Raw genomic sequence first — 23915 nt, 5'->3', positions numbered from 1 at the left:
TCCCTAAACACGGAAAAAAATAAGTATGTTTGCTTTTATCTTACGCCGTATTTTGCTTATGATTCCCATTTATATTGGGCTTACCATCTCTACTTTTACACTTATTCGTCTAGTGCCAGGAGATGTGGTACAAGTCATGATGGGCGAACGCACCGTTGACCCTGCCTTGCGTGCAGAAATGCTGACACGTCTGGGGTTAGATAAGCCCATCATCGTGCAATATTGGGATTATTTGGTTAGAATTTTAAGTGGGGATTTTGGCGAAACCTTTCGTACCCGTACCCCTGTATTACAAGATTTTTTTCATCATTTTGTGCCGACACTTGAGCTTGCTATTTGTGCGATGATTATCGCTTCGATTGTTGGGGTGTCGCTTGGCATTGCTGCTGCTTTAAAACGTGGCACTTGGCTTGATTATGCCTTAATGAGTGGAGCGTTGGCAGGCTATTCTATGCCAATTTATTTGCTCGGTCCGATTTTGACAGGGATTTTTGCTCATTATTTGGGTCTATTACCCGTCTCTGGGGTGATTAATATTATTGAGTTTATTGATATTGAACCTAAATATGGCTCATGGCTACTTGGCTCAGCACTGTCTGGCAACTTAGCTGCATTTTGGGATGTGGTCAAGCATTTTATCTTACCGTCCATCGCCTTATCCACTATTCCAATGGCGATGATTGCTCGTATGACACGCTCTGCTATGCTTGAAGTATTAGGCGAAGACTATATTCGTACTGCTAAGGCAAAAGGTCTGTCGCCTACTCGCATTATCTTAGTACACGTTTTGCGTAATACCATGATTACAGTGATTACAGTGATTGGTTTACAAATGGCACAGCTGATGGCAGGGGCGATTTTAACTGAGACGATTTTTAGCTGGCCAGGTGTAGGTACATGGCTGTTAGATGGCTTTTTTAGTCGAGATTATCCGATTGTCCAAAACGGCATTTTGCTTGTGGCAACCATGCTTATGTTTATTAGCCTTTTGGTTGATATTACTTACGGCTTGATTAATCCACGCATTCGTCATGCCGCCTGATGCGATAATATAAGGAAAATGCTATGTCCACGACAATCACAACTGCCCCAAAACCGCCCAGCGAATGGCAACAATTTGTCGCCACCTTTTTTAAGAATAAAGGTGCAGTCATAGGGCTAATCGTACTTATTTTGATGGTGCTAGGTGCGGTATTTGCCCCAGTTATCGCCCCTTATGACCCCAATATCTTACATACTGGAAAAGAACAGTTGCCGCCCATGCTCTTTGGTGGCACAAGTGAATTTATCTTTGGCACAGACGATGCAGGACGAGACACGCTCTCACGCTTATTATATGGTGCTCGCTACTCACTTATGATTGGCTTGACTGCCACCATTATTGCGATGATAATTGGGGTAACGTTAGGCTTGATTGCTGCCTTTTGGCCAAAAGTGCTTGGCAAAGTCATCATGCTTATCAACGACATTGTCATGTCATATCCAGGCCTGCTACTTGCCATTATCATTGCTGCCATTCTTGGTCCGTCGATGATAAATACGATTATTACCATTGCCTTGGTATGTATGCCGCCGTTTATTCGTATCACCAGAGCCACCGCCTTAGTGGAATTGCAGCGTGATTATGTGTCAGCAGCTCGTGTGATGGGAGCAAGTCTGCCACGACTGATGCTGATTACGGTATTACCAAACTGTATGGGGCCTTTGATTGTCCAAGCCACGATGATTTTCTCGTCTGCCATCTTAGAAGCAGGGGCGATTGGCTTTCTTGGCTTTGGCGTACAACCACCTTTGGCAGAATGGGGGGCGATGCTGGGTAATGCTCGCCAATACATTCAAAGCAATGTCTGGATGGCTATTTTTCCAGGTCTTGCAATTTTTACTGCCGCTTTATCGGTGAACCTAACTGGCGATGGGCTTCGTGATGCCCTTGACCCCAAACTCAAGCAGGTATCATGATGAAACAGCCTTTATTAGATATTGAACAATTACAAGTGGTATTCGGGCAAGGGGTTCGTGCCTTTCGTGCGGTAGATTCGGTCTCGCTATCTGTGTCAGCAGGTGAAGTGCTGGCAGTGGTGGGCGAGTCAGGCTCTGGCAAGTCGGTCTCTATGATGGCACTGATGGGACTTTTGCCAAATACGGCAAATATCCACGCCAATCGTATGCAATTTGACGGTAAAGACCTTTTAAGCATGAATGCACGCCAAAAACGCCAAATCATCGGCAAAGATATCTCGATGATTTTCCAAGATGCGATGACCAGCCTAAATCCAAGCTTTACCATCGAAATGCAAATCACCGAAGTGCTATCTGCCCACCTAGGCTTAAAAGGAGCTAAGGCTCGCCAAAGAGCGATAGAGCTACTTGAGATGGTAGAGATACCTGATGCTAAGGGACGATTAAAGGCATATCCACATCAGCTATCAGGGGGTATGAGTCAGCGTGTGATGATTGCGATGGCACTTGCTTGTGAGCCTAAACTGCTTATCGCTGATGAGCCGACCACCGCTCTTGATGTCACCGTGCAAGCTCAAATCATGGAACTATTACACCGTTTACAAAGCGAGCGGCAGATGGCAATGATTCTTATCACGCATGATTTAGGTCTGGTTGCCGAAAATGCTCATCATGTGGCGGTGATGTATGCAGGTCAAGTGGTGGAAACCAGTCGTGTGCCAGCGATTTTTGAGAATCCTGCCCACCCTTATACCGAAGCCTTATTACAAGCTGTGCCAGAATTTTCACGTGGCAAAAGCCGTCTACAATCACTGGCAGGAGTTGTCCCTAGTCAATACGACCGACCAGTCGGTTGTTTATTGTCGCCACGCTGCCCCTATGTACGTGAAGCGTGCCATATCCCACCTGCCATGCTAGATACAGCTTATGGGAAAGTACGTTGTATTAGCAACAACCTTGCTGATTTAAAAGGAGTAAGCGTATGAATGACCAAAAAGTGCTTATCGCCAACAACCTAACTCGCCATTATGATGTAGCAGGCGGACTTGGCAAACCTAAGCAAGTTGTTAAGGCATTAAATGGCGTATCTTTTGACTTATCAGCAGGTAAAACCATTGCTGTGGTGGGGGAATCTGGCTGTGGTAAATCCACGCTTGCTCGTCAGCTGACTTTGATTGAATCGCCAACCTCAGGCGAGCTTATCATTAACGGCACCAATACCGCCAAATTAAGCAACAAAGAGCTAAAGCAAAAACGCACCGAAATTCAAATGGTGTTCCAAAACCCCTATGCCAGTCTTAATCCACGCCAAACCATCGCCTATCAGCTTATCGAGCCGCTCATCATTCATAATCGCTTTAATAAGGCTGAGCGTACCGAGCGAGCTGTTACCATGATGAAAACGGTGGGTCTGCGTCCAGAACACGCCAGTCGCTATCCGCATATGTTCTCAGGTGGTCAGCGTCAGCGTATCGCTCTAGCCCGTGCGATGATGCTAAACCCTAAAATTGTCGTGGCAGATGAACCGACTTCTGCCCTTGATGTATCTATCCAAGCCCAAGTGCTTAATCTTTTTATGGATTTACAAGACGAATATCACACCGCTTATGTGTTCATCTCACATAACTTATCAGTCGTTGAGCACGTTGCCGATGAGATTGTCGTCATGTATCTTGGCAAGGTGGTAGAACATGGTAAGACTGATGATGTGTTTTCCAGTCCCATGCACCCTTACACGAAAGCATTGCTGTCGGCAGCGCCAAGTCTTACCGTCAAAAAAGAAAAGCTTAAACTCACAGGGGAGCTACCAAGTCCGCTCAATCCGCCAACAGGCTGTGCCTTACACCAACGCTGTCCGCACGCCAGTGCAGAATGTGCGATGATAGAGCCGCCACTTCGTGAGTGGCAAGGACGTAAAGTAGCATGTATCCGCATTGAAGAGATTTAAAGGTCATAGTCAAAACAACTTGACTAGAAATTTTTAACTAATCTTACTGATTTACCTTAATTTAGAATAATAAAAACCACGTCTAGGCGTGGTTTTGGCTTTTAGCATAATAACAAATCAAATAACCAAACTGCAATGCTTAGTAAAAATTGGTTTGGCTTAGAAAATGAATGAATACTCACTCATTATTTATCAAGCAGCTGTCTTAATGATGCGATTTCTTTGTCTTTTTGGGCGATGATGAGTTCTAGTTTTTCTATTTGTGCGGTTGTCTCACCATAGTAACGGTTGGCGTAATTTGTATTATTATCGCCCAATAAAAAAAATAATATCTTTATGTTCTTTTAATAACTCACTAACATCAATATTAAACTCTTGGGCGATTTTAAATAAATGCTCAATGGTAATTCTATTTTCACCACGCTCGAGCTTTATATAACCATTTTTGGGCATTTATAATTTTTCTGCCATTTGCCCTTGGGTCAGACGGTTTTCTTTTCTAAGATTGACAAGGTTTTTGTGATGTTCATAAAGCCCCTTTTGTGGGCGAGATGATGAAAAAGTGGGTGTGAAAAGTCGGAGTTGTTGGTTGATTGCGGTACAGAAATTTATACAATAATTAACCATTATGAAACAACTTATGCTAGACGATTTTGGTAAAAAAATCAACTCTAACAGTGTAATATTTATTGATTTAGATGGAACATTGGTTGATACCGATATTGCTAATACGCAGTCGTATTTAAATGCCCTGAGAGAGTTGTCTAATTTTAATGCAAAAAATCTACATTATAGCAAGAGATTAACAAAGATAATATTAAAGGAATTTGGTTTGTCCAATGAGCAAATAGATTGGGTGGTAAAGCGTAAGAGGCAGATATATCCGATGTTTTTATCAAAAACAAAAGTAAATGATAATTTGTTGAAATTTATAGAGAAGTTTTATAAAAACTATCATTTTTATTTGGTAAGTTCAGGCGATGAACAGCGTATAAAGCAAACGCTGCAATATCATCAGCTACAGTATTTATTTAAAGGAATTATCTGCCACCCCCAAAATAAATATGCTTATGCTTTGGATTTATTAGCATTAAGTGCTAACCAAGTTTTTGTTTTTGAAAATTGTAAAACAGAAATTGAAAATGCTCTTAAGGCAGGGGTTTTAGCACATCAGATTGTTTATACAGATGGAGATTATTTTTATGCTGCATAAATTTATTGTTGAACGTAATGATTTTTTACATCAGAATGTACAAGGTTTTTATCGTACGGATTATGTGGGCTATCAACAACCCAATAATCCAGATTATCTTAATACGTTAAAAAACACCTTTAATAAAACTCCCAAGAATGAGTTAATGAGTGCTGTGAAAGCGTTAAAGTACAATCTTATTGATGAGTTAAATTATATTTATCAGCAACTAGATTTAAGTGATAAATTATATATTTGTGTTGTACCTAGAGCAAAAGCATTAGAGACTTATTCTGAATATCAATTGATTTTTAGAATATTATTTCAAGCTATTGTAGGATCAGATAAACTTAATCAAAATTTATTTGGTGATGGTATTGACTTTATCATCAGAACGAGAAACACCAGAACAACCCATCTTAATGGGAGATGTTTAAGTATAGAAAATGATGGCGATATGCCTTATGTTGGCATCACTAAAGACACTTGTCAATTATCGCCAGAAATTGCAGGTAAGCATATTTTATTGATTGATGATATTTATACAAAAAGTATCAATATTGATGAAGATGTCTTACAGGCATTGTTGGATTGCGGAGCAAAAAGTGTTACGCTATTTGCTATTGCAAGAACGGTTTTAAAGTCGAGACATTTCCAATTTACAAAAAGAAGCACAATCGAATTTATCTAAGGCAACATAATGAAATACACAGATAATGCATTAAATATTCTGACCACCTTATTGTACAGAGGTATCGGCAAAGCGTGGGTTCATAAAAATATTTTAGCAACAGACTGCCTAGAAAGCATAGTAGAGAAAATTGCTGTAAAATATCCAACGGCAACAGAAGAAGATTTTAAACAAAAACGAGATTTTATTGAACAAAAAATTTTGGCGTTGGGTGAAAGTTGTGATGGTTTGGTAGCATTGCACGACAGTAAATTTCCTGTATATCGTGGTAAAGTGACTGATGGAGATAAGCCTATCGCATTATTTTATAAAGGTGATTTATCACTTTTATCCAAAAATAATACCAATATTGCGGTGATTGGTTTGCTTAATCCTGATGATGTTACCGAGCAAGATGAAAGGGCAATTGTCGATGAATTGGTAAAGCAAAATGTAGTTATTGTGAGTGGCTTAGCAAAAGGCTGCGATGAAATTGCCCATAGGCAGACATTGCAATCAGGTGGTTTAACGCTTGCAATTTTACCCAGTCCATTAAATAATATTCAACCTGCCGCTAACAAACAATTAGCAGAAGAGATTGTTGAAAATGGTGGATTGCTAGTTACAGAATATTTAACAACACCGACGGACCAACGCAAAATTATCTCTCGTTATATCGAAAGAGACAGATTGCAAGCATTGTATAGCGATTGTGTTTTATTATCTGCAAGCTATGCCCAAAATGATCAGGGTAATGATAGTGGTGCTCGGCACGCATTAGAGAAAGCCAAAAAATATGGGCTTTTGCAAGCGGTAATTTACGATAATATTCACCGAAGCAATCCAAAATATGACTTAAATCGACAAATTATCCAAGAGCAACCCAAACCAATTGTTATTCAACCAAATAATATGAGACAGGACATTAATGAGCTATTGCAAGCCATTAAAAAGAATAATCAATCGTTGAAATATACTACACCAGCAGTACAAGGTGGGTTACTCTAAATAAAAAGCCAAGATTTAATTCTTGGCTTTTTTTTAAATCACCCATCAAACCTTAACCTTGCCCGCTTTACCGCCAAATGTAATTTTTGTTCTAATAACTCTTTGGGTGGTAATACAGTCATATATTCAGCAATATAAATGTCGCTGTTTTCTAGCCCCACAAGCTCAATTTGTTCGCTCTTTTTGGATGTACAAAAATAATGCCAATCGGTGAATTTTCGTCTGTCTCTTGCTCATATTTTGCCAAATAATTTAAATACAGCTCCATTTGGCTTTTGTGGCTGTTTTAAAACTATTGCAAAATTTCAACAAAAGAGATAACACAAAAGAACCTAAGATAATTATGATTTTGGTGTGTAATTTACTTCTGTCGTCATTTGTATTACAATGTGATACATCAGACAAAAGGGTTTAATTTTAGGATAATCATGCAAACTGCAACCACTGGCAAATCCGCCATTTCCCTTAGAATTGATGTGGAAACCAAGCAGGCATTACAGGAGCTTGCAGAAAAAGAAAACCGCAGTATTCACTATATGGCGGTACAAATGCTCGATAGAGCTGTAAAAGAACAGCTTCATTACCAAAAAATGCTTGAAAAAGACATCATGCAAGCTAGCGACAATTTACATGAAAATGGTTCAAGTGGCATAAGTGCGTCAGAAGCTCATAAAAATGCCCTAGAGTATGCAAAAATGTTTTTAGCTAGGTAGGGTCGGCAACAGAACACATCATGAGCGAACATATAGAGCATTTTGAACGCAAATACAGTGTTATTTACGAGCAGTCCGCACAAGATGATTTGAATAACATTGCTTCATTCTATGCAAAGACCACCAAAAACATCGATGTTGTGATGATGGTTTTGGAGCGTATCGAAGTTGCAACCAATACACTTAAAACTATGCCGAGACGCTGTAAGTCGGTGAATTTTTACACAAAAGGGTGTGAAATTCGTAAGCTGTTTGTACCGAAACCGCCTGTGATTGTTTATTTTGAGATTTTGGGCGAATGTGTTTATGTTTTAAAGATTAAGCATAGCAGAGCCGATCAAAGCAAAATTGCTGACTTGATTTCATCATTATAAAGCCACAAAAATCATGTTTGCTAGGGTTTATGAGAGTTCATAACTCTGTAATGAGTGTTTATAGTAGTTAAAAAATGATATAAAGTAACAATATCTGCAGATGCATATAATACACTAGGGCTTTACCGACGCTATGTATTATTGTAATTTTATTTCACAAATCAAAAACCGCCATACAGCGGTTTATTTACATCTATCAATACTCCCTCGTGCTTTTAAACTCCGCCTTTGGATATTGCCCCTATATGAGCTGTAAGTTCACACAGCTTAAAGCAAGGTAGGTCAGATAGCCACCGCCATCAATGGAAAACTGGTTATGGGTTTTTCTTAAATTTTTCAAACGCTACCTTGTCATCAAAGTATACCCGCAACGCTAGTAGTACGAATAGGCTAAAAACACCCATCACGCCTATATTATACTGTAAATTGCCGCTTATGTTATAAACAACGCAAAAACATCACAAAAATAACACTAAAATTTGCCACATTTTAAATAAATTTGTTACAATGGGGTGGATTTAGCAACTTTAGATTTTACCATGACTGACATTAAGACCACCCACGTTCAGACTGACGCCACACTTGATAACAGCAAGCCTACTCTAATGCAGAAAATCTCTGACATCAGTAGCTTTAACAGTGATAATTTCATTGAAGATTTATTTGTTAGCTGGCAGCAGACGCTTGGCAGTATTAAGCATAGCTATGCTACAGCTGCTGATAACTTTCTTGATGAGATTTATATCACACTAAGCGAAGAGCAGGTCAATGACGCTCTTAAGCAGTTTGTTGTAGATAATGTAGGTATGCTCCTAGATTTAAAGCTTGAACTACATGATGACTGGCTAAGACTATCCACCACGGTCGATGTTGCAGGGATTTTTGCAAGTGTGGCAAGTAATTTTGAGTTAGTGCAAATTCAGCTTGATCGCTACACCCAAAGACTTGTGCTTAGACAGATTAGTAACACAGATGTGATTGAGCTGCATTCACGCACATGGTGGCAAGCACCTGCCGCTAAGTTTGCCCTAGGGGCGTATCGCACTATCCTTAGAAAAGACCCGCTTCCTTTTATCTTAAGCCAAGTAAAGATTAAAGGCGTGCCTTTTACTGAACACAAAGGCGATGTTATTTATCTTGAGATTGGACGTTGGCTAAAAAATGTCAAAGTGCTTACCAATAATATCAAAAAGGCTCAAATAAATACTGCCACTACCAAAGAAAACCAGCTTATTTTAAAAATTCAAATAAACTTTGGTGAAGTTTTAAGTTTTGGCGATGCTAATGCCAACATCATCACCGAAGAAGACAAACCAAAAACAGAGCAACCAAAAGCCCCAAAAACAGAACCTATCTAATCTAATCGCATAAAAAAGAGCGTATTTAACGCTCTTTTTATTGCACATAAATCATATCCACATCACCAATATCATGCCATACTTGGTGTGTGCAAATCGCCAATACGCCAATATCTCCGCTGTTTTGTAGCGTGGTTAAGGCTGTCCATACAGTTTGCCTTGTAGCAGCATCAAGCCCTGCAAATGGCTCATCTAATAGTAGCATTGCCTTTGGGGTGAGTAATAATCTTGCCAAAGCGATACGGCGAGCTTGACCGCCAGACACCGCCATGCCATATTCACCAAGCGGGGTATCAAGCCCCTTTGGCTGGTTGCTTGCCCAAGTGGATAGACCGACTTTTTGCAGCACTTGCCAAAGCTCTTCATCACTAGCAGAAGGCTTGCCTAATCTTAGGTTATCCGCTAAAGTCTGGTCAAAAATATCAACTTGCTGACCTAAAAATCCAAGCGACTGCCCAAAATCACATTCCCAAAGATTTATTTGCCCTTCTTTATAGCAGACCGTAATCACGCCATCATAAGGCAAAATCTCGCCTGCTAATGTCGCAAGTAAAGTTGATTTCCCAGCTCCTGATGCCCCTACGATTAATGTCGGCTTATCGGTGCTAAGTGTCGCACAAATTGGGCGAGTAGGCGTTAAACCCTTAGGCATTTTTACAGACAAATCATCTAAAACCAAGCGATGTACATCAGTTAGATGAATTTTACTTGTCGTATGATTGTCGGTATCAATGAGTGCGTTTAGGCGGTTTTTGGCGATTATCGCTCGCCCAAATGCCAAAGGCTCACTCACAAGCCCCATCAATATCTCGCCTAGACCCATCAAAGCAAATACCACCGCCAAAGCAAATACCGCTTTTGTGCCTAGCAAGCCATCAGTAACCCCCTGCCACTGCTTGATAGATAGCCCAACTATCATCAGCGTGATAGCAACTGCTACCGCTAGCACAATTTGGGTTTTAAGCTGTGCATATCGTCTTAATTTATCAGCTTTTTTAATCGTTTTATCATAATCATCTTCAAGATTAAAAAGCTGTTTTGCTTGATTATCCCACGCACCCCATGTTAAAAGCTGAGTTAAGGCAGGTAAAGCATTAAGTAGGACGCTTTTTTTGTGAGTGGCAAGTTCACTTTGAGCTCTTGCCAATGCCTTGCCTTGCTTTAAGGCGATAATAGCAATGATAAATGGTAAAATAAGTATGGATAATGCCCAAAAAATTTGTGGGACATACACTAAGCCAAACACCATTAAAGCAAAAACTGCCACGCCTGCCACGATAAAAGGCGACGCCAATCGCAAAACGAACTCATTTAGCACGTCGATGTCTTTGACAAGCTTGTGCATTTTTTGGGCACTGTTGCTATCTTTTAGGCGTTCGCTAGTGGGCAGTCTTACCCAGCTTGAGAAGAACTGAACTCTCAAATCCTTAAGCAAGCGAAAAATCGCTTGATGCGACACCATCAGCTCAGCATAGCGAAACAGCGTTCGCCCAACAGCAAAAATACGAATGAGTGCCGACGGTAAAAGCCCTACTGCCATCACGCCGACAGTTGCAGTCATAGCCGCAAATGAGCCAGCTGCCATCATAAGACCGATTGCTGATAGAGCAGCCGCTATCCCAAAAAGCCATGAGACAAGCCATAGGGTTTTTTGACCCAAGATTAGGCTTGAGAGTTTGAACTTGGTTGGAGGCATTTGCTGTCTCATGCTGTTATCTCACTAGGCTTTGCACTTAAATGATAAATTTGGTTAAATCTGTCAAGATCTTCGGTATGATGTGTTACCCAAATCACCGTTTTACCCTGTCCAAGTTCATGCAAAAGTGTTCTAATCTGTGTGGCAGTATCAAAATCTAAATGCTCGGTCGGCTCATCAAGCAGCCAAACTTTGGCATCTTGTAAAATTAACTGAGCAATCCCAAGCCGATGTGCCTGACCCCCTGACAGACCACCACCCCTTTCAAACAGCACTGTATCAATGCCTTGTGGCAACTGATTTACGACATCTTGCATCTGCACATCTGCCAAGACACGCATGAGCATCTCATCAGTTGCATTTGGGTTGGCTAAGCGTAAATTATCTGCAATACTAATCGGCAATAGCGACACGTTTTGGGATAAATAACCAAATGATTGGCGTAATTTTGCCAAATTTATCTGTGAATAATCTGCCCACACCACACCATCATCAATGATAATTTTACCTTGAAACTTACCAAAACCCAGCAAAGCCTGTAAAATGGTAGACTTACCCATACCGCTTTCACCCATGATGGCAGTGCTTTGGGCGGATAAAAATTCTAATGTAGTCGGTGCTAGTCGAACACGTCCATCATCGCCTAGCACCTTAAGGCTTTCTAAGCGAAAAGTCGGTGGATAAGATAGCACCATATCACTTTTGCCAATGTTAGCTTGGGCTGCCAAAATCGGTGCTGCTGCTTTAGCACACGCTAAAGCTTGGGATTTTACATGATAATCTGCCCCAAGCCGTCTAAGTGGCGAATAAAATTCTGGCACAAGTAGCATAATAAATAACACCGACCACAGACTTGGAGTCGGTAAAAATGATAAAAATGACGGCAATAAATCTGTCAAGCTAAGCCCTAGATAAATCGCCACAAATGCAATGGATAAAGCAGAAATCAGCTCAAGAGCAGCACTGTTTAAAAAAGCTATCTTAAGCACACTCATTGTCCGCTTGCGGTAACTTTCTGACGCACTTTTCATATCATAAATGGCAATCTGCGTCGCTCCTAGTCGAGATAATGTATTTGCCCCACGAATCCAGTCTAAAAATCGCCCGCCAAGCTGTGCCATCGCATCCATCTGCTCACGGCTTTTGCGTGCGGTAGCAATCCCGATCACCGCCATGCAAATCGGTATGAGCGGTGCACTAGCAAGTAAGATAAACGCCGCCGCCCAATTATAATACGCCACAATAGCAGCTAAGATAATGGGTGTCATGATTGCCGTCTTTTTTTGGGCTTCAAAGCGAGCAAATCCTGCTAAATGCTCTGGCTCATCCATCACTTTACTGGCTAATACGCCATCTGAACCAAAATCACGGCGAGCCAAGCCAAGCTCTGACAGCTTGTAAATTAGCTGTTTTTTGGTGGTTTTAGCGACCATAAGACCGACATCTGCCAGCCATTTATCACGCCAAAACGCAATCAAAGAACGCCCTATCATACAACCAAATACAATAAGCACAGCCATCGCCAAAGGCATCGCTAATGGCTGATTATCATCATGGGTAAGTACACCAATCCAGTCATTAAAAATCCCCGCCAAGACATACGCCATCACTACTAATGCCATGATACTTAACACATCAAGCAGCCACACTCGCTTCATGACACAATTAAAAGGGTAAAACGCCTGCCCTAAAAACTGATTTGCCAAAATATCTTCTTTGGACTTTTGTCTTTTTTTGGTCTTGGTTTTGGGGCTTAGGTGGCGGCTATCTGTCATAGGAATACCAGACTTTTTTGGGGAATTTTTAATAAATAACGGTGCATTATCGCTAAATATTGGCTTTATTTCAAGATTTGGTTACAATGACTTAAATTTTAAGAAGATAATCTATGGATAACCACACTTTACGCAAACAAATTTGTCAAGCTCGCAGAAAACTTCACCCAAAAGCACGGTCTTATGCTGGCTTTTTAACCCATCTGCACCTAAAAAAACTACTACCCTTATTACCAAAACACGCTAAGATAGGTCTGTATCTTGATGCTTTTGGCGAGTTGCCGACCGATGTTTTGTTAGAATTTTGTCGGCGATATGGATTTTTACCCTATTTACCCATCACTAAAAAAGGGCGAGCCTTACGATTTAGCCGTTGCCAATTTAACATGCGTAACACTCCGCTAAAACGTCACGCTTTTGGCATGAAAGAGCCGATAGCAACACATACCATCACCGCCAATCAGCTGGATGCTGTCTTTTGCCCTTTGGTTGCATTAGATGATACAGGTAACCGACTTGGCATGGGCGGCGGGTTTTATGATAGAACATTGGCACGCACGCCAAACTTGCTAAAAATAGGCTACTGCTATGACTTTCAGCGTGTGCCAAAGCTAAAAACCAAGCCTTGGGATCAGAGCATGGATTTAGCGATAGGCGACTTTGGTATCGTACGCTTTAAGCATTAACTCATATCTATCGCAAGCGATATTGCACATCGTAAGCTGCTGCTGTCTGCTGTGCCTGTACCTGCAAGCGATAACGCTGTCCCATGATCCACTGACGTACGCACATACGGCAAGCCAAGCGTAATATTTACGGTATCTCCAAAACCATGTGACTTTAACACAGGCAGCCCTTGATCGTGATACATTGCGATGATGACATCTGCATCTTGTATGTGCTTTTTTGTAAAAAGCGTATCAGCAGGCAAGGCAAGCGAAACATCAAACCCTTGATTAATAAAATCTTGTAAAACAGGATTGATAATCTCAATCTCCTCTAAACCTAAAGCCCCACTCTCGCCTGCGTGGGGATTTAGTCCGCAGACTAAAATTTTAGGATGGGCTATGCCAAACTGCTTAGTCAATGCATCATGCGTAATCTGAATTGTCTGTCGTATCTCATCAGGCGTAATAGCACTTGCTACATCTTTTAAGGGTAGGTGAGTTGTGACCAATGCTACTCTCATGGTGTGATTAGCAAGCATCATGACCACTTTTTGACACTCTGCCTTTTGCATAAAATACTCAGTATGCCCGCTAAATATCGTACCGTCACCTAAGCTAATACCGCCATCTACCATAACTGATTTTTGGATAGGGCAAGTCACAACACCTGACACAACACCCGCTTTTGCCATCGCATGGGCAAAAGATAGCTGTCGCTCTACCATCTTGGCATTATTTGGGTTTAGCACGCCTGCTACAACCTTATCTGCACATGGCACATCTATCAGCAAAACATCACAGCAAGCTTGGTTAATCCCATCACTATCATCAATATGAACCATCTGATAAGATGGTAAAGCGGTAATTTTAGCAAGTGCTAAGAGCGTTCTTGCACGCATATCAAAGGCACAAGCATCCGCTATAATCCATAAAGGATAAGGCAATGTATCCTTATGATGGACAAGCACATCAATCACAATATCCATGCCGATACCTGCTGGCTCACCTGTGGTAATCAGTAAAGGCTTGGGCAGTGTTAAAGAAGATTTGGCAGTCATATCCATCACCAATTTTGGGAAAATTATTCGTACATTATACCGCTTTTATGCTAAAATTTATGCAAATCATTTTTAAATAAATGCCTTAAAAATTGGAAAAATACCATGTCAAGCTCGCCAAAAAGTAATGTGGAACTCAGCTCTTCTGACAATAAGACCGATCTGCTTAATCTGCAGCCGCCCCATAACATCGAGATTGAACGTGCTTTACTAGCTTCATTGATGAGCATTCCTGACGCCTTTGAACAAGTTGAAGACTTGGTGGGTGAAGATGATTTTTATGGTGAGCGACATCGGCATATTTTTCGCACGATTGCCCACTTATCTAGAGTGAATCAACCTTATGATACACTTATGGTACATGACGCCTTAAATACCCAAAATCTACTAAACGCAGCAGGTGGCGAAGAGTATTTGATGCAAATCAACCAAAGCCCTGCCACCTTATTTAACCTAGTTCCTTATGCTGAGCGTGTGCGTGAATTATCCGTGTATCGTCAGCTGATTAAGTCTGCTAATAAGATGCTAAATCTTGCCTACCACCCCAAAAAACAAAGCGTAAGCGACATCTTAGACGCAGTAGAAGCTGATATTTTTAGCATTAATGAAAGCTATGCTGGCAATAACAACAAACAAGGCGTACAGCACCTTACTGACATCTTTTCTAAAATTGGCGATCAGTTAGAAGAAAGAAAAAACAACGCTGGTATGATGCTTGGACTAAGCACAGGGTTTCACGAGCTTGATAATAAAACTCAAGGGCTACAAAAAGGAGATATGATTGTCGTGGCAGCTCGCCCATCTATGGGTAAGACCACTTTTGCCATGAATCTTGCAGAATGTGCCTTGATGGAAAATAAGCCTGTTGTGATGTTTTCTATGGAGATGCCTGCTGAAGGTATCGTTGAGCGTCTGCTATCTGCCCATGGTACAATCCACCAAGGTCATCTAAGATCAGGGCAAATGGATCCTGAAGAATGGTACAGAATGAATGCAGCGATTACCAGCTTACAAGATAAGAACCTGTATATCGATTCTCGCAACAACCTATCACCATCAGAAGTGAGAGCCACCTGTCGCCGCATCGCTAAGAACCACCCAGATGGTCTTGGCATGATTATCATTGACTATCTACAACTCATGAAAGTACCCGGCATGGATAATAATCGTGTCGGTGAAATCAGTGAAATTTCTCGCAGTATTAAGGCTTTAGCTCGTGAAATGCAATGCCCTGTCGTCGCCTTGTCACAGCTAAACCGAACCTTAGAAAACCGCCCTAATAAACGCCCTGTCATGAGCGATTTGCGTGAATCTGGAGCTATCGAGCAAGACGCTGATCTTATTATGTTTATCTACCGTGATGAAGTCTACAATAAAGATAAAGAAGGCAATAAAGGCGTGGCAGAAATCATCATCGGTAAACAGCGTAACGGACCGATTGGCAAAGTCGCCCTTAAGTTTGAAGGGGAATACACACGCTTTTCTAATCTGGTTGCAGGCTATGATCTGCCAGAAGACTACGAAGATTAATCACTTTTTTTTAAATCAACCAACAAAAGCACTACTTATGCGATACGCTCAGTTTACCATCTCAAAAAACGCCCTAGCACATAACTTGGGCGTCATTCACGCCAATCTTAGCCCCATCGCCAAGCCTAAGGTGTTAGCTATGGTTAAAGCGGACGGCTATGGGCATGGCATCATGAATGTCATAGAAGGCTTGGCAGCTGCTGATGGCTTTGGTGTGGCATGTATGGCAGAAGCCCTAGCCCTAAAAGACGCTTGCGATAGATACGACATCATAAAGCCCATCGTGTTGATAGAAGGCGTATTTAGTGAAGCTGAATGGCAGCTTGCCCTATCACATCATTTTATGGCGGTGGTGCATAATGCCACGCAGCTAAATTTTGCCTTAGACGCTGCACCACAAAGTGGCAGTCCAACCTGCACCATCTGGCTAAAATACAATACTGGCATGAATCGACTCGGCTTTCAAGCAGCGGATATCCCAAAGGCAGCCCAGCAGCTGCATGATAAGGGTTATCAGCTTATTTTAACCAGTCATTTTGCTTGTGCTGACGAAAATGTCATTATGAATGATCAGCAGATTACTCGCTTTAATACCATGCTCGCCAAATTACAACAAACAATTTGCTTAAGCATTCAAGGCTCGTTATGTAATTCAGCAGGCATCTTTAGATTTCCACATGCTCATCATCATTGGGTGCGTACTGGTATCGCTCTATACGGCTCAACCCCCTTAGCCGATAGCACCGCCCAAGCATTAGGACTTAAGACTGTCATGACTTTTGAGGCTGCCATCATGGCAATCCATCACCTTCAGATAGGCGAAAGCGTCAGCTATGGGGCGATTTGGACAGCACAAAAGCCTTCACGCATTGGCATTATCAGCGCAGGCTACGGCGATGGCTATCCTAGAGTGGTGACAAATGCTACAGTGGTCATTCATCATGGCAATAAACAATATCGCACAGCCTTAATCGGACGTGTGGCGATGGATATGATGGCAATCGATCTTAGCGATCTGTCAGATGAGATTAATGTTGGTGCTAAAGTAACCCTATGGGGTGACGCATCAGATAAACTTCCAAGCGTTGATGATGTCGCTTTATCTGCTGGCACCATTGGTTATGAAGTTTTATGCCGAACCACACACCGCCCTACTCGCATCTTAACACCATAGCCTAAAGTGCATCGTTAATTTAAAAATATGGCTAAAAATAAGACAAATCACCAACAAAATAGGTAAATTGCTTTATGACATAAAATATTATCAAGCAATTTACCTTAAATTTATAAATTTAGCCATTTTAGACCGAAAACACAGTTGGTTTGGATTAAAAAATACGCTCTAGCCAACACCCGTAACAAGTGCTATACTTAAACTTATTATCTTAAAAAAAGGAATCACCATGAGTGTTCGTCATTTCCTAACCTTATTAGATTTAAGTCAAGAAGAATTAAAATTCCTAATCGAGCGTGCCACTGAGCTTAAGAGTATGCAGCACCGTGGCGAGATTTATCGCCCTTTTGTGGGTCGCACTTTAGCCATGATTTTTGAAAAGTCAAGCACTCGTACCCGTGTATCCTTTGAAACTGGCATGGGACAGTTTGGCGGTCAGGCGTTATTTTTATCGCCAAATGATACTCAGCTTGGGCGTGGCGAACCGATTGAAGACAGTGCTAGAGTAATCAGTAGTATGACAGACATCGTCATGATTCGCACCTTTGCACACCAAAAAGTAGAAACTTTTGCAAAATACTCAAACGTGCCTGTGATTAATGCTCTAACAGACGACTACCACCCATGCCAGCTGCTTGCAGATATGCAGACTTTCTTTGAGCATCGTGGTGATATCCAAGGCAAGACCGTCGTGTGGATTGGTGATGGCAATAATATGTGTAACTCATATATCATTGCCGCCCATCAATTTGGCTTTAATTTGGTGGTTTGTGCCCCTGATGGCTATAAGCCTGATAGTCGTCTTACTGAGCAATATAGCCACTGCGTAACACTCATTGACAATCCCAAACAAGCCGTAAAAGACGCCCATTTGATTGTCACTGACGTCTGGGTAAGCATGGGCCAAGAACAAGAGCAAAAGCAGCGTGAAAAAGACTTTGCAGATTTCCAGGTAACCCCACAACTGCTAGATTTAGCAAATAAAGACGTGCTGTTTATGCACTGCTTACCTGCCCATCGTGGCGAAGAGATTAGTCATGATCTACTAGATGATCCACGTGCAGTAGTATGGGATGAAGCTGAGAATCGTCTGCACGCCCAAAAAGCCTTGATGGAATTTTTATTAAAAGATAAAATCAAATCATAACCTTAGCCATGTATACTAACGCCTGCACGAACCATCTTATAATACAAAAGCAAGCAGGCGTTTATTAACCTGCTTAGCATATCACTTGTGCCATGTTGTGAATGTAAATCCTTAGTTATTACGGTGAATTTATGCACTATCTTACCCAAAAAACCTTACGAAAATCACTTGCCATCACCCTATTTACCGCCTTATCTGTGACAGCTTATGCCAATACGCAAGCTGCCATCATGACAGATGGCGATATTGTAGATGGCGAAGTACAAATTACTGATGAAAACGCTATCACAGACAACACCACCATTGACAGCATCGAAAAAGATGGGAAACGCTACTCAACCTTAAACCTATCGCAGTATGCCCAAGCAGTAAACGAAGCTGAGTGGTCAAAAGACATGAAAGTCAATACCGCCATGACAGTTAAAATCCAAGTACTACTTGACTGGAATCACGCTTCTCCAGGTCCTATTGATGGTGGCTGGGGCATGAACAGCAAAAAAGCTTTGATTAACTTTCAGCGAATCCGCGGGCTTGACGAAACGGGCAAGATGAATGCCGCCACATGGCATGAATTAAACAAAGAAATTCCTGCCGATCAGCCTGTATTAGTCTCTTATACACTAACTGCAGACGATGTGAAAGGTCCTTATAAGGCATTGCCAAACGATGCTGAGTCTAAGTCTAAGCTTAAAGCACTCAGTTATGAAAACGTGCAAGAAATGCTAGGCGAACGCTTTCATATGGATGTAAAATACCTTAAAAAACTCAATGCCAATAAGCAATTTAAGGCAGGCGAAACCATTACAGTTATTAACACAGGCTCACCACTTAAGCAGACGATTACTCGTGTGGTTGCCGATAGAGAAGATAAGATTTTATACGCCTATAATGGCTTAAAATTAGTCGCCGCTTATCCTACAACCATTGGCAGTATCGCAACCGCAACCCCAAGTGGTACGTTTAAAGTCATTAATAAGGTAAAAATGCCAGAATATAAAGCGACCGTTAATCGTGACAGCGAAGATAAAAAAACTTTCATCTTACCGCCCGGACCGAATAGCCCTGTCGGCGTGGTTTGGATGGGATTAAATAAGCCAAGCTATGGTATTCATGGCTCGCCCATTCCAGAAGGCATCAGCCGCCAGCAATCGCTTGGTTGTATTCGCCTAACCAACTGGGACGTCTTAGAAGTGCACGCTAATATCAAAAACGGAGCTACCGTTGAGATTAAGTAAATCCATAGTCTTACGATTAAAAGCACGTTTTGCGTGCTTTTGTTTTAGGCGACTGCCCAATACTCGTTAAGTATTTATTGCTACATTACGACACGAACGCATTGGTTTTGTATTCATACAGTGATATAATATCCGTTGTATTTTTCGTTGTCATATATTTTGACGCACTGTCTAAATAGGATTGCCATGTTTAATTTTTCTCACCCCCAAAGCACCTTGCGTGCTGCCATTACCGATGCCTATCGCTTAGATGAAGCTGTCGCTGTCCGAAACCTAGCAGGCACGCTAAACTTTAGCTCAGCTGAAAAAACCGCCATTGAAAATCTTGCCAAAGAGCTCATCACTCAGGTGCGTAATGATCGCAGCAAGTCATCTGGCGTCGATGCACTCATGCATGAATTTTCGCTTTCTAGCGAAGAAGGCATTGCTTTAATGTGCCTTGCTGAAGCCCTACTTCGTATCCCAGATAATGCCACACGCGATAAGCTTATTAAGGATAAAATGGCAGGTGGCGACTGGAAAAGCCACTTAAATCATAGCCCATCATTATTCGTAAATGCAGCTGCTTGGGGATTGCTGCTAACTGGCAAGCTGTCTCAGCCTACCACTGAGAAAAGTCTATCGTCTGCCTTATCTCGTGTTATCCAAAAAGGCGGTGAGCCGTTCATCCGTGGCGGTGTTAATTATGCCATGAAGATGCTTGGCAAACAGTTCGTTACTGGACAGACCATCGAAGAAGCTCTAAAAAACGGTAAAGAGCGTGAAAAACTTGGCTATCGCTTTAGCTTTGATATGCTTGGCGAAGCTGCTATGACTAGCGAAGATGCCGATCGTTATTACAATGATTATGTCACCGCCATTCATGCCATCGGTAAAGACTCAGGCAATCGTGACGTCTATGACAGTAATGGCATCTCAGTTAAGCTGTCTGCCATTCACCCACGTTATTTTAGAGCACAGCACGAACGTGTCATGACTGAGCTTTTGCCACGTCTAAAAGCTCTTTTTATACTTGCCAAAGAATATAACATTGGACTAAATATTGACGCTGAAGAAGCAAACCGCTTGGAGCTGTCTTTAGACTTAATGCAAGCTTTAGTCTCAGATCCTGACTTAGCAGGGTTTCATGGCATTGGTTTTGTGGTTCAAGCCTACCAAAAACGCTGTCCCTATGTGATTGATTATCTGGTGGATTTGGCACGCCAACATAACCAAAAGCTGATGATTCGCCTTGTTAAAGGTGCTTATTGGGATAGTGAGATTAAATGGGCCCAAGTCGATGGCATGGACGGTTATCCTGTCTATACTCGTAAAGTACATACCGACATCTCTTATTTGGCATGTGCCAAAAAACTGCTTGCCGCCCAAGATGTCATTTTCCCACAATTTGCCACGCATAACGCCCAAAGCCTAGCCACCATCTATGAGATGGGTAAAGACTACGATTATGAATTTCAGTGTCTGCATGGCATGGGCGAGACACTCTATGATCAAGTTGTTGGCGAGAAAAATTTAGGGCGTCGTGTACGTATCTATGCACCTGTCGGAACGCATAAGACCTTACTTGCGTATCTGGTTCGCCGATTATTAGAAAATGGGGCAAACTCTTCTTTTGTAAATCGCATTGTAGATGAGAATGTCAGCATTGACGAGCTGACCGTTTCACCCATTGATGAGATTGATCTTAATCACATCACTCCAAATCCACTGACACCAAAGCCACGCCACATTTATGCAGATAATCGCCTAAATTCATATGGCTTTGATTTATCAAACGAACACGTCCTTTATGAGCTTGAGCAGAATATGACTGCAGCAAGCCACATTCCATTTGACATCACCTCCATCACGCACATACCAGCTGCTCATACCGACAGCCATGAGGTGATTAATCCTGCCGATCACAGCGATATCGTAGGTAAAGTTGCCTTTATTGAGCCTAGCGAAGTTGATGGCGTAATCGCTACTGCCATCCAAGCCCAATCAGCGTGGCAACAGACTACTCCAGAACACCGTGCGGCTATTTTGCGGGCATTTGCAGAGCTTATGGAATCTCCTCGTGGCATGGCACTACTTATGGCGATTGCGGTGCGTGAAGCAGGTAAAACACTGCCAAATGCCATCAGTGAAGTGCGTGAAGCGGTGGATTTTTGTCGTTATTATGCTGATGAAACTGAGCGTTTACGGCTATCAAGCCCACTTGGGACGGTGGTCGCCATTAGTCCTTGGAACTTCCCATTAGCGATTTTCGTCGGTGAAGTGGTATCAGCTTTAGCATCAGGTAATACAGTAGTTGCAAAACCTGCCGAACAAACAAGCATCATTGCTCACATAGCGGTATCTTGGCTTCATGAATGTGGCGTACCGACCGACGTACTTCAGCTGGTACTGGGTGCAGGTGACGTTGGTTCTGCCCTTACTTCCAACACAAATATCGATGGCGTGATATTTACAGGCTCAACCGATGTCGCCAAACGCATTAATACCCTACTGGCACAGCGAAATGATAATCCTGTACTAATCGCCGAAACAGGTGGTATGAATGCGATGATCGTTGATAGTACCGCCTTAGCCGAACAAGTATGTACCGACGTGCTTGCCTCAGCCTTTGACTCTGCTGGACAACGCTGCTCAGCATTACGCATTTTATGCGTGCAAGAAGACGTTGCTGACCATATGATTGAGATGATTAAAGGGGCGATGGATGAGCTGGTAGTGGATAACCCTGCCAAACTCTCAACCGACGTAGGTCCTGTTATTGATCAAGAAGCCCAAGAAAACTTACTTAATCACATCAATGCACTCAAACAAATCGCCCCTTATCATGAGATTACCATAAAATCTCAAGCAAGCGATAGCACTTTTGTTGCACCTATTTTATTTGAGCTAGAAGACTTATCACAGCTTAAAAAAGAAGTCTTTGGCCCTGTATTGCATGTCGTACGATTTAAGGCACATGAGTTAGATATATTGATTGATCACATTAACGCTAAGGGTTATGCCTTAACGCATGGCATTCACAGCCGTATTGATGGCACGATTGAGCATATCTGTAATCGCATTGAAGCAGGAAACATCTACATTAATCGCAATATCGTAGGTGCGGTGGTCGGTGTACAGCCATTTGGTGGTCATGCGATGAGTGGCACAGGCCCTAAAGCAGGCGGTCCTTTTTATCTTCAACGCTTAAGTCGCCTAGATAACTGGAATCTACCGATAGCAAGCGATGCTAACATTCATGATGATGCTTTAGAATCTGTTTTGGCCACTGCCAATAAGATGAACATTGGTGCAAATGACATACGCCAGATCCAAGAAGCTGCAACACAAGCACGCCAAACATCGCTAAATCAAGCCACCTCGGTGCTAAGTGGCCCTACTGGAGAGACTAACACCTTAATATGGCACACGCCAGCAGCAGTTAGACTATATGGTGGCGACCAAGTCAGTGCAGCTAAAGCATTGGCAGTACTTGCAGCAAATGGTATTAAGGTTCATATCACCGAAGATCATAGTTTGTCAGCATGGGCAAAGCATTTACCAAAAGTTTTGCAAGTCTCATCACAGACGGCTGCCGATGAACATGATATTATCATCGCTTTAGATGCTCTACCGTCAGAAGAAAAGGTGAGACTTGCACACTTAGATGGTGCGATTCGTAAAGTTATCGATGCAACAAAAGGACTAGATATGGCACGCTTATACCACGAAGTCAGTTGCAGTCATAACACCACTGCCGCTGGTGGCAATGCAAGCTTGATGGCATCTGCTTAGCCATATTTAGGCTAATAAAAATGGGTGCGATACTGCACCCATTTTTATGTTTATTAGATAATTATTTTTATGTTTATTAGACTATTTTGGCGATTTAATCAGCTGTATCGCTCAGGCTCTTCATCGTGGATGTGAGCGTGATAGCGGTTTATTTGCTGCTGCATAACTGATGCTAACGCTGCTTGAATCATATGCTCGCCGATGATACGCACATCTCCTGCCAGTAGTGATTTAACTTTTTCTGAAAAATCAATACAAACTAAGACCTCATCATGATTCTTTGACTCACGCAGCACTAACCTGCCCTCATCATCTTGGATCAGCTCTAGCATGACTTCTTGCACACTCATCTGCATAAAATCATCATCAGACAAATATTCTTGTGCTTGCGAGCTTGTCATATCAGCGTTTAGCTCACCCGTCAGCTCAGTAACAGCCACCCCAAAAAATTGAGCAATTTTTATTAAAACTGTCTGATTAGGATTTTTGATTGTGCCATTGATTAAACGCGTGAGTGTGCTTTGTGGCACATCAATGAGTGTTGATAATTCTTTAGTACTTAGGTTTTGTTGGTCTAATAATTTGCTAAAATTCTTGGATAATTTTTTGATATTTTGCATTCATCTACCTTTTTTA

General features: G+C 41.9%; 22 protein-coding genes. 16 read left to right on the top strand and 6 right to left on the bottom strand.

Annotated features, from left to right (window positions below; translation table 11 throughout):
* Window positions 1-25 precede the first annotated feature (25 nt).
* The 4 genes from LU293_RS08880 to LU293_RS08865 are packed head-to-tail and all read left to right on the top strand — an operon-like array spanning window position 26 to window position 3907.
* The gene (locus tag LU293_RS08880; protein WP_242747418.1) at window positions 26-1042 is read left to right on the top strand and encodes an ABC transporter permease; all 1017 of its coding nucleotides are present in this window, start codon (window positions 26-28) and stop codon (window positions 1040-1042) included.
* A 23-nt stretch (window positions 1043-1065) separates the two neighbouring features.
* Entirely contained in the window at window positions 1066-1959 is an 894-nt protein-coding gene (locus tag LU293_RS08875) for an ABC transporter permease (protein ID WP_242747416.1), read from the top strand.
* Entirely contained in the window at window positions 1956-2945 is a 990-nt protein-coding gene (locus LU293_RS08870; RefSeq protein WP_242747414.1) for an ABC transporter ATP-binding protein, read from the top strand. Before LU293_RS08875 ends, LU293_RS08870 begins: the two co-directional genes overlap by 4 nt.
* Window positions 2942-3907: a dipeptide ABC transporter ATP-binding protein gene (locus tag LU293_RS08865; protein ID WP_242747412.1), complete on the top strand. Its 966-nt coding sequence runs from the start codon at window positions 2942-2944 to the stop codon at window positions 3905-3907. Before LU293_RS08870 ends, LU293_RS08865 begins: the two co-directional genes overlap by 4 nt.
* A gap of 185 nt (window positions 3908-4092) precedes the next feature.
* On the opposite strand, the gene LU293_RS09865 is transcribed toward LU293_RS08865, so the two are convergent.
* Both LU293_RS09865 and LU293_RS09935 read right to left on the bottom strand, forming a co-directional pair.
* Window positions 4093-4224 carry a hypothetical protein gene (locus LU293_RS09865; RefSeq protein ID WP_256462108.1) on the bottom strand — a complete coding sequence of 44 codons (132 nt, stop codon included), beginning with the start codon at window positions 4222-4224 and terminating at the stop codon, window positions 4093-4095.
* Window positions 4214-4360, bottom strand: a complete 147-nt coding sequence (locus LU293_RS09935; RefSeq protein WP_375540334.1) for a helix-turn-helix domain-containing protein — start codon at window positions 4358-4360, stop codon at window positions 4214-4216. The genes LU293_RS09865 and LU293_RS09935 overlap by 11 nt, the downstream gene beginning before the upstream one ends.
* Before the next feature lie 187 nt (window positions 4361-4547).
* On the opposite strand from LU293_RS09935, the gene LU293_RS08860 reads away from it, so the two are divergent.
* From LU293_RS08860 to LU293_RS08835, 6 genes are all read left to right on the top strand, one after another.
* Entirely contained in the window at window positions 4548-5120 is a 573-nt protein-coding gene (locus tag LU293_RS08860; protein ID WP_242747411.1) for an HAD hydrolase-like protein, read from the top strand.
* Complete coding sequence (locus LU293_RS08855; RefSeq protein ID WP_242747409.1) at window positions 5110-5790, top strand: amidophosphoribosyltransferase; 681 nt, start codon at window positions 5110-5112, stop codon at window positions 5788-5790. The genes LU293_RS08860 and LU293_RS08855 overlap by 11 nt, the downstream gene beginning before the upstream one ends.
* A 9-nt stretch (window positions 5791-5799) precedes the next feature.
* Window positions 5800-6777: a DNA-processing protein DprA gene (locus tag LU293_RS08850; RefSeq protein WP_242747407.1), complete on the top strand. Its 978-nt coding sequence runs from the start codon at window positions 5800-5802 to the stop codon at window positions 6775-6777.
* A 428-nt stretch (window positions 6778-7205) separates the two neighbouring features.
* Window positions 7206-7490, top strand: a complete 285-nt coding sequence (locus tag LU293_RS08845; RefSeq protein WP_242747405.1) for a CopG family ribbon-helix-helix protein — start codon at window positions 7206-7208, stop codon at window positions 7488-7490.
* A 20-nt stretch (window positions 7491-7510) separates the two neighbouring features.
* Window positions 7511-7864 carry a type II toxin-antitoxin system RelE/ParE family toxin gene (locus tag LU293_RS08840; protein ID WP_242747403.1) on the top strand — a complete coding sequence of 118 codons (354 nt, stop codon included), beginning with the start codon at window positions 7511-7513 and terminating at the stop codon, window positions 7862-7864.
* Between the two features lie 539 nt (window positions 7865-8403).
* Window positions 8404-9222, top strand: a complete 819-nt coding sequence (locus tag LU293_RS08835) for a hypothetical protein (RefSeq protein WP_242747401.1) — start codon at window positions 8404-8406, stop codon at window positions 9220-9222.
* 37 nt (window positions 9223-9259) lie between these two features.
* Here the strand turns inward: LU293_RS08835 and LU293_RS08830 are convergent, their stop codons facing one another.
* Both LU293_RS08830 and LU293_RS08825 read right to left on the bottom strand, forming a co-directional pair.
* Window positions 9260-10930, bottom strand: coding sequence for an amino acid ABC transporter ATP-binding/permease protein (locus tag LU293_RS08830; RefSeq protein ID WP_242747399.1), 1671 nt, complete (start codon window positions 10928-10930; stop codon window positions 9260-9262).
* Window positions 10927-12693: an ABC transporter ATP-binding protein/permease gene (locus LU293_RS08825; RefSeq protein WP_242747398.1), complete on the bottom strand. Its 1767-nt coding sequence runs from the start codon at window positions 12691-12693 to the stop codon at window positions 10927-10929. Before LU293_RS08825 ends, LU293_RS08830 begins: the two co-directional genes overlap by 4 nt.
* Before the next feature lie 113 nt (window positions 12694-12806).
* Between LU293_RS08825 and LU293_RS08820 the strand changes: the two genes are divergently transcribed.
* Window positions 12807-13379 carry a 5-formyltetrahydrofolate cyclo-ligase gene (locus LU293_RS08820; RefSeq protein ID WP_242747397.1) on the top strand — a complete coding sequence of 191 codons (573 nt, stop codon included), beginning with the start codon at window positions 12807-12809 and terminating at the stop codon, window positions 13377-13379.
* On the opposite strand, the gene pdxA is transcribed toward LU293_RS08820, so the two are convergent.
* Entirely contained in the window at window positions 13376-14419 is a 1044-nt protein-coding gene (pdxA, locus tag LU293_RS08815) for a 4-hydroxythreonine-4-phosphate dehydrogenase PdxA (protein WP_242747396.1), read from the bottom strand. The genes LU293_RS08820 and pdxA overlap by 4 nt on opposite strands.
* A 105-nt stretch (window positions 14420-14524) precedes the next feature.
* Between pdxA and dnaB the strand changes: the two genes are divergently transcribed.
* The 5 genes from dnaB (at window position 14525) to putA (ending at window position 23279) form a co-directional block, all read left to right on the top strand.
* Window positions 14525-15949 (top strand): replicative DNA helicase, encoded by a 1425-nt coding sequence (gene dnaB, locus LU293_RS08810; RefSeq protein ID WP_242747395.1) that lies wholly within the window; start codon window positions 14525-14527, stop codon window positions 15947-15949.
* Window positions 15950-15986: 37 nt separating this feature from the next.
* A complete protein-coding gene (gene alr, locus LU293_RS08805) occupies window positions 15987-17123 on the top strand; it encodes an alanine racemase (protein ID WP_242747394.1) in 1137 nt (378 codons plus the stop codon).
* A 229-nt stretch (window positions 17124-17352) separates the two neighbouring features.
* The gene (gene argF, locus LU293_RS08800) at window positions 17353-18270 is read left to right on the top strand and encodes an ornithine carbamoyltransferase (protein WP_242747393.1); all 918 of its coding nucleotides are present in this window, start codon (window positions 17353-17355) and stop codon (window positions 18268-18270) included.
* Window positions 18271-18401: 131 nt separating this feature from the next.
* Window positions 18402-19505 carry a L,D-transpeptidase family protein gene (locus LU293_RS08795; RefSeq protein ID WP_242747391.1) on the top strand — a complete coding sequence of 368 codons (1104 nt, stop codon included), beginning with the start codon at window positions 18402-18404 and terminating at the stop codon, window positions 19503-19505.
* 186 nt (window positions 19506-19691) lie between these two features.
* Window positions 19692-23279 carry a bifunctional proline dehydrogenase/L-glutamate gamma-semialdehyde dehydrogenase PutA gene (putA, locus tag LU293_RS08790; RefSeq protein ID WP_242747389.1) on the top strand — a complete coding sequence of 1196 codons (3588 nt, stop codon included), beginning with the start codon at window positions 19692-19694 and terminating at the stop codon, window positions 23277-23279.
* Between the two features lie 98 nt (window positions 23280-23377).
* Here the strand turns inward: putA and LU293_RS08785 are convergent, their stop codons facing one another.
* Complete coding sequence (locus LU293_RS08785; protein WP_242747387.1) at window positions 23378-23899, bottom strand: helix-turn-helix domain-containing protein; 522 nt, start codon at window positions 23897-23899, stop codon at window positions 23378-23380.
* Between the last annotated feature and the right edge of the window lie 16 nt (window positions 23900-23915).

The organism is Moraxella nasovis, assembly GCF_022701215.1.
In the GTDB taxonomy this organism is placed as follows: Bacteria; Pseudomonadota; Gammaproteobacteria; order Pseudomonadales; family Moraxellaceae; genus Moraxella; species Moraxella nasovis.
Note: the sequence above shows the minus strand (reverse complement) of the source record. Positions and strands in the feature narration are given on the sequence as shown.

Excerpts from the sequence above, each read along its gene's own strand:
- LU293_RS08830 (WP_242747399.1), bottom strand. The coding sequence starts at position 10,930 with ATGAGACAGCAAATGCCTCCAACCAAGTTCAAACTCTCAAGCCTAATC.
- LU293_RS08855 (WP_242747409.1), top strand. The coding sequence starts at position 5,110 with ATGCTGCATAAATTTATTGTTGAACGTAATGATTTTTTACATCAGAAT.
- putA (WP_242747389.1), top strand. The coding sequence starts at position 19,692 with ATGTTTAATTTTTCTCACCCCCAAAGCACCTTGCGTGCTGCCATTACC.
- LU293_RS08860 (WP_242747411.1), top strand. The coding sequence starts at position 4,548 with ATGCTAGACGATTTTGGTAAAAAAATCAACTCTAACAGTGTAATATTT.
- LU293_RS08845 (WP_242747405.1), top strand. The coding sequence starts at position 7,206 with ATGCAAACTGCAACCACTGGCAAATCCGCCATTTCCCTTAGAATTGAT.
- LU293_RS08865 (WP_242747412.1), top strand. The coding sequence starts at position 2,942 with ATGAATGACCAAAAAGTGCTTATCGCCAACAACCTAACTCGCCATTAT.
- LU293_RS08875 (WP_242747416.1), top strand. The coding sequence starts at position 1,066 with ATGTCCACGACAATCACAACTGCCCCAAAACCGCCCAGCGAATGGCAA.
- alr (WP_242747394.1), top strand. The coding sequence starts at position 15,987 with ATGCGATACGCTCAGTTTACCATCTCAAAAAACGCCCTAGCACATAAC.
- LU293_RS08835 (WP_242747401.1), top strand. The coding sequence starts at position 8,404 with ATGACTGACATTAAGACCACCCACGTTCAGACTGACGCCACACTTGAT.
- LU293_RS09935 (WP_375540334.1), bottom strand. The coding sequence starts at position 4,360 with ATGCCCAAAAATGGTTATATAAAGCTCGAGCGTGGTGAAAATAGAATT.
- LU293_RS08840 (WP_242747403.1), top strand. The coding sequence starts at position 7,511 with ATGAGCGAACATATAGAGCATTTTGAACGCAAATACAGTGTTATTTAC.
- pdxA (WP_242747396.1), bottom strand. The coding sequence starts at position 14,419 with ATGACTGCCAAATCTTCTTTAACACTGCCCAAGCCTTTACTGATTACC.
- LU293_RS08880 (WP_242747418.1), top strand. The coding sequence starts at position 26 with ATGTTTGCTTTTATCTTACGCCGTATTTTGCTTATGATTCCCATTTAT.
- LU293_RS08795 (WP_242747391.1), top strand. The coding sequence starts at position 18,402 with ATGCACTATCTTACCCAAAAAACCTTACGAAAATCACTTGCCATCACC.
- LU293_RS08820 (WP_242747397.1), top strand. The coding sequence starts at position 12,807 with ATGGATAACCACACTTTACGCAAACAAATTTGTCAAGCTCGCAGAAAA.
- argF (WP_242747393.1), top strand. The coding sequence starts at position 17,353 with ATGAGTGTTCGTCATTTCCTAACCTTATTAGATTTAAGTCAAGAAGAA.
- dnaB (WP_242747395.1), top strand. The coding sequence starts at position 14,525 with ATGTCAAGCTCGCCAAAAAGTAATGTGGAACTCAGCTCTTCTGACAAT.
- LU293_RS08870 (WP_242747414.1), top strand. The coding sequence starts at position 1,956 with ATGATGAAACAGCCTTTATTAGATATTGAACAATTACAAGTGGTATTC.
- LU293_RS08825 (WP_242747398.1), bottom strand. The coding sequence starts at position 12,693 with ATGACAGATAGCCGCCACCTAAGCCCCAAAACCAAGACCAAAAAAAGA.
- LU293_RS08785 (WP_242747387.1), bottom strand. The coding sequence starts at position 23,899 with ATGCAAAATATCAAAAAATTATCCAAGAATTTTAGCAAATTATTAGAC.
- LU293_RS08850 (WP_242747407.1), top strand. The coding sequence starts at position 5,800 with ATGAAATACACAGATAATGCATTAAATATTCTGACCACCTTATTGTAC.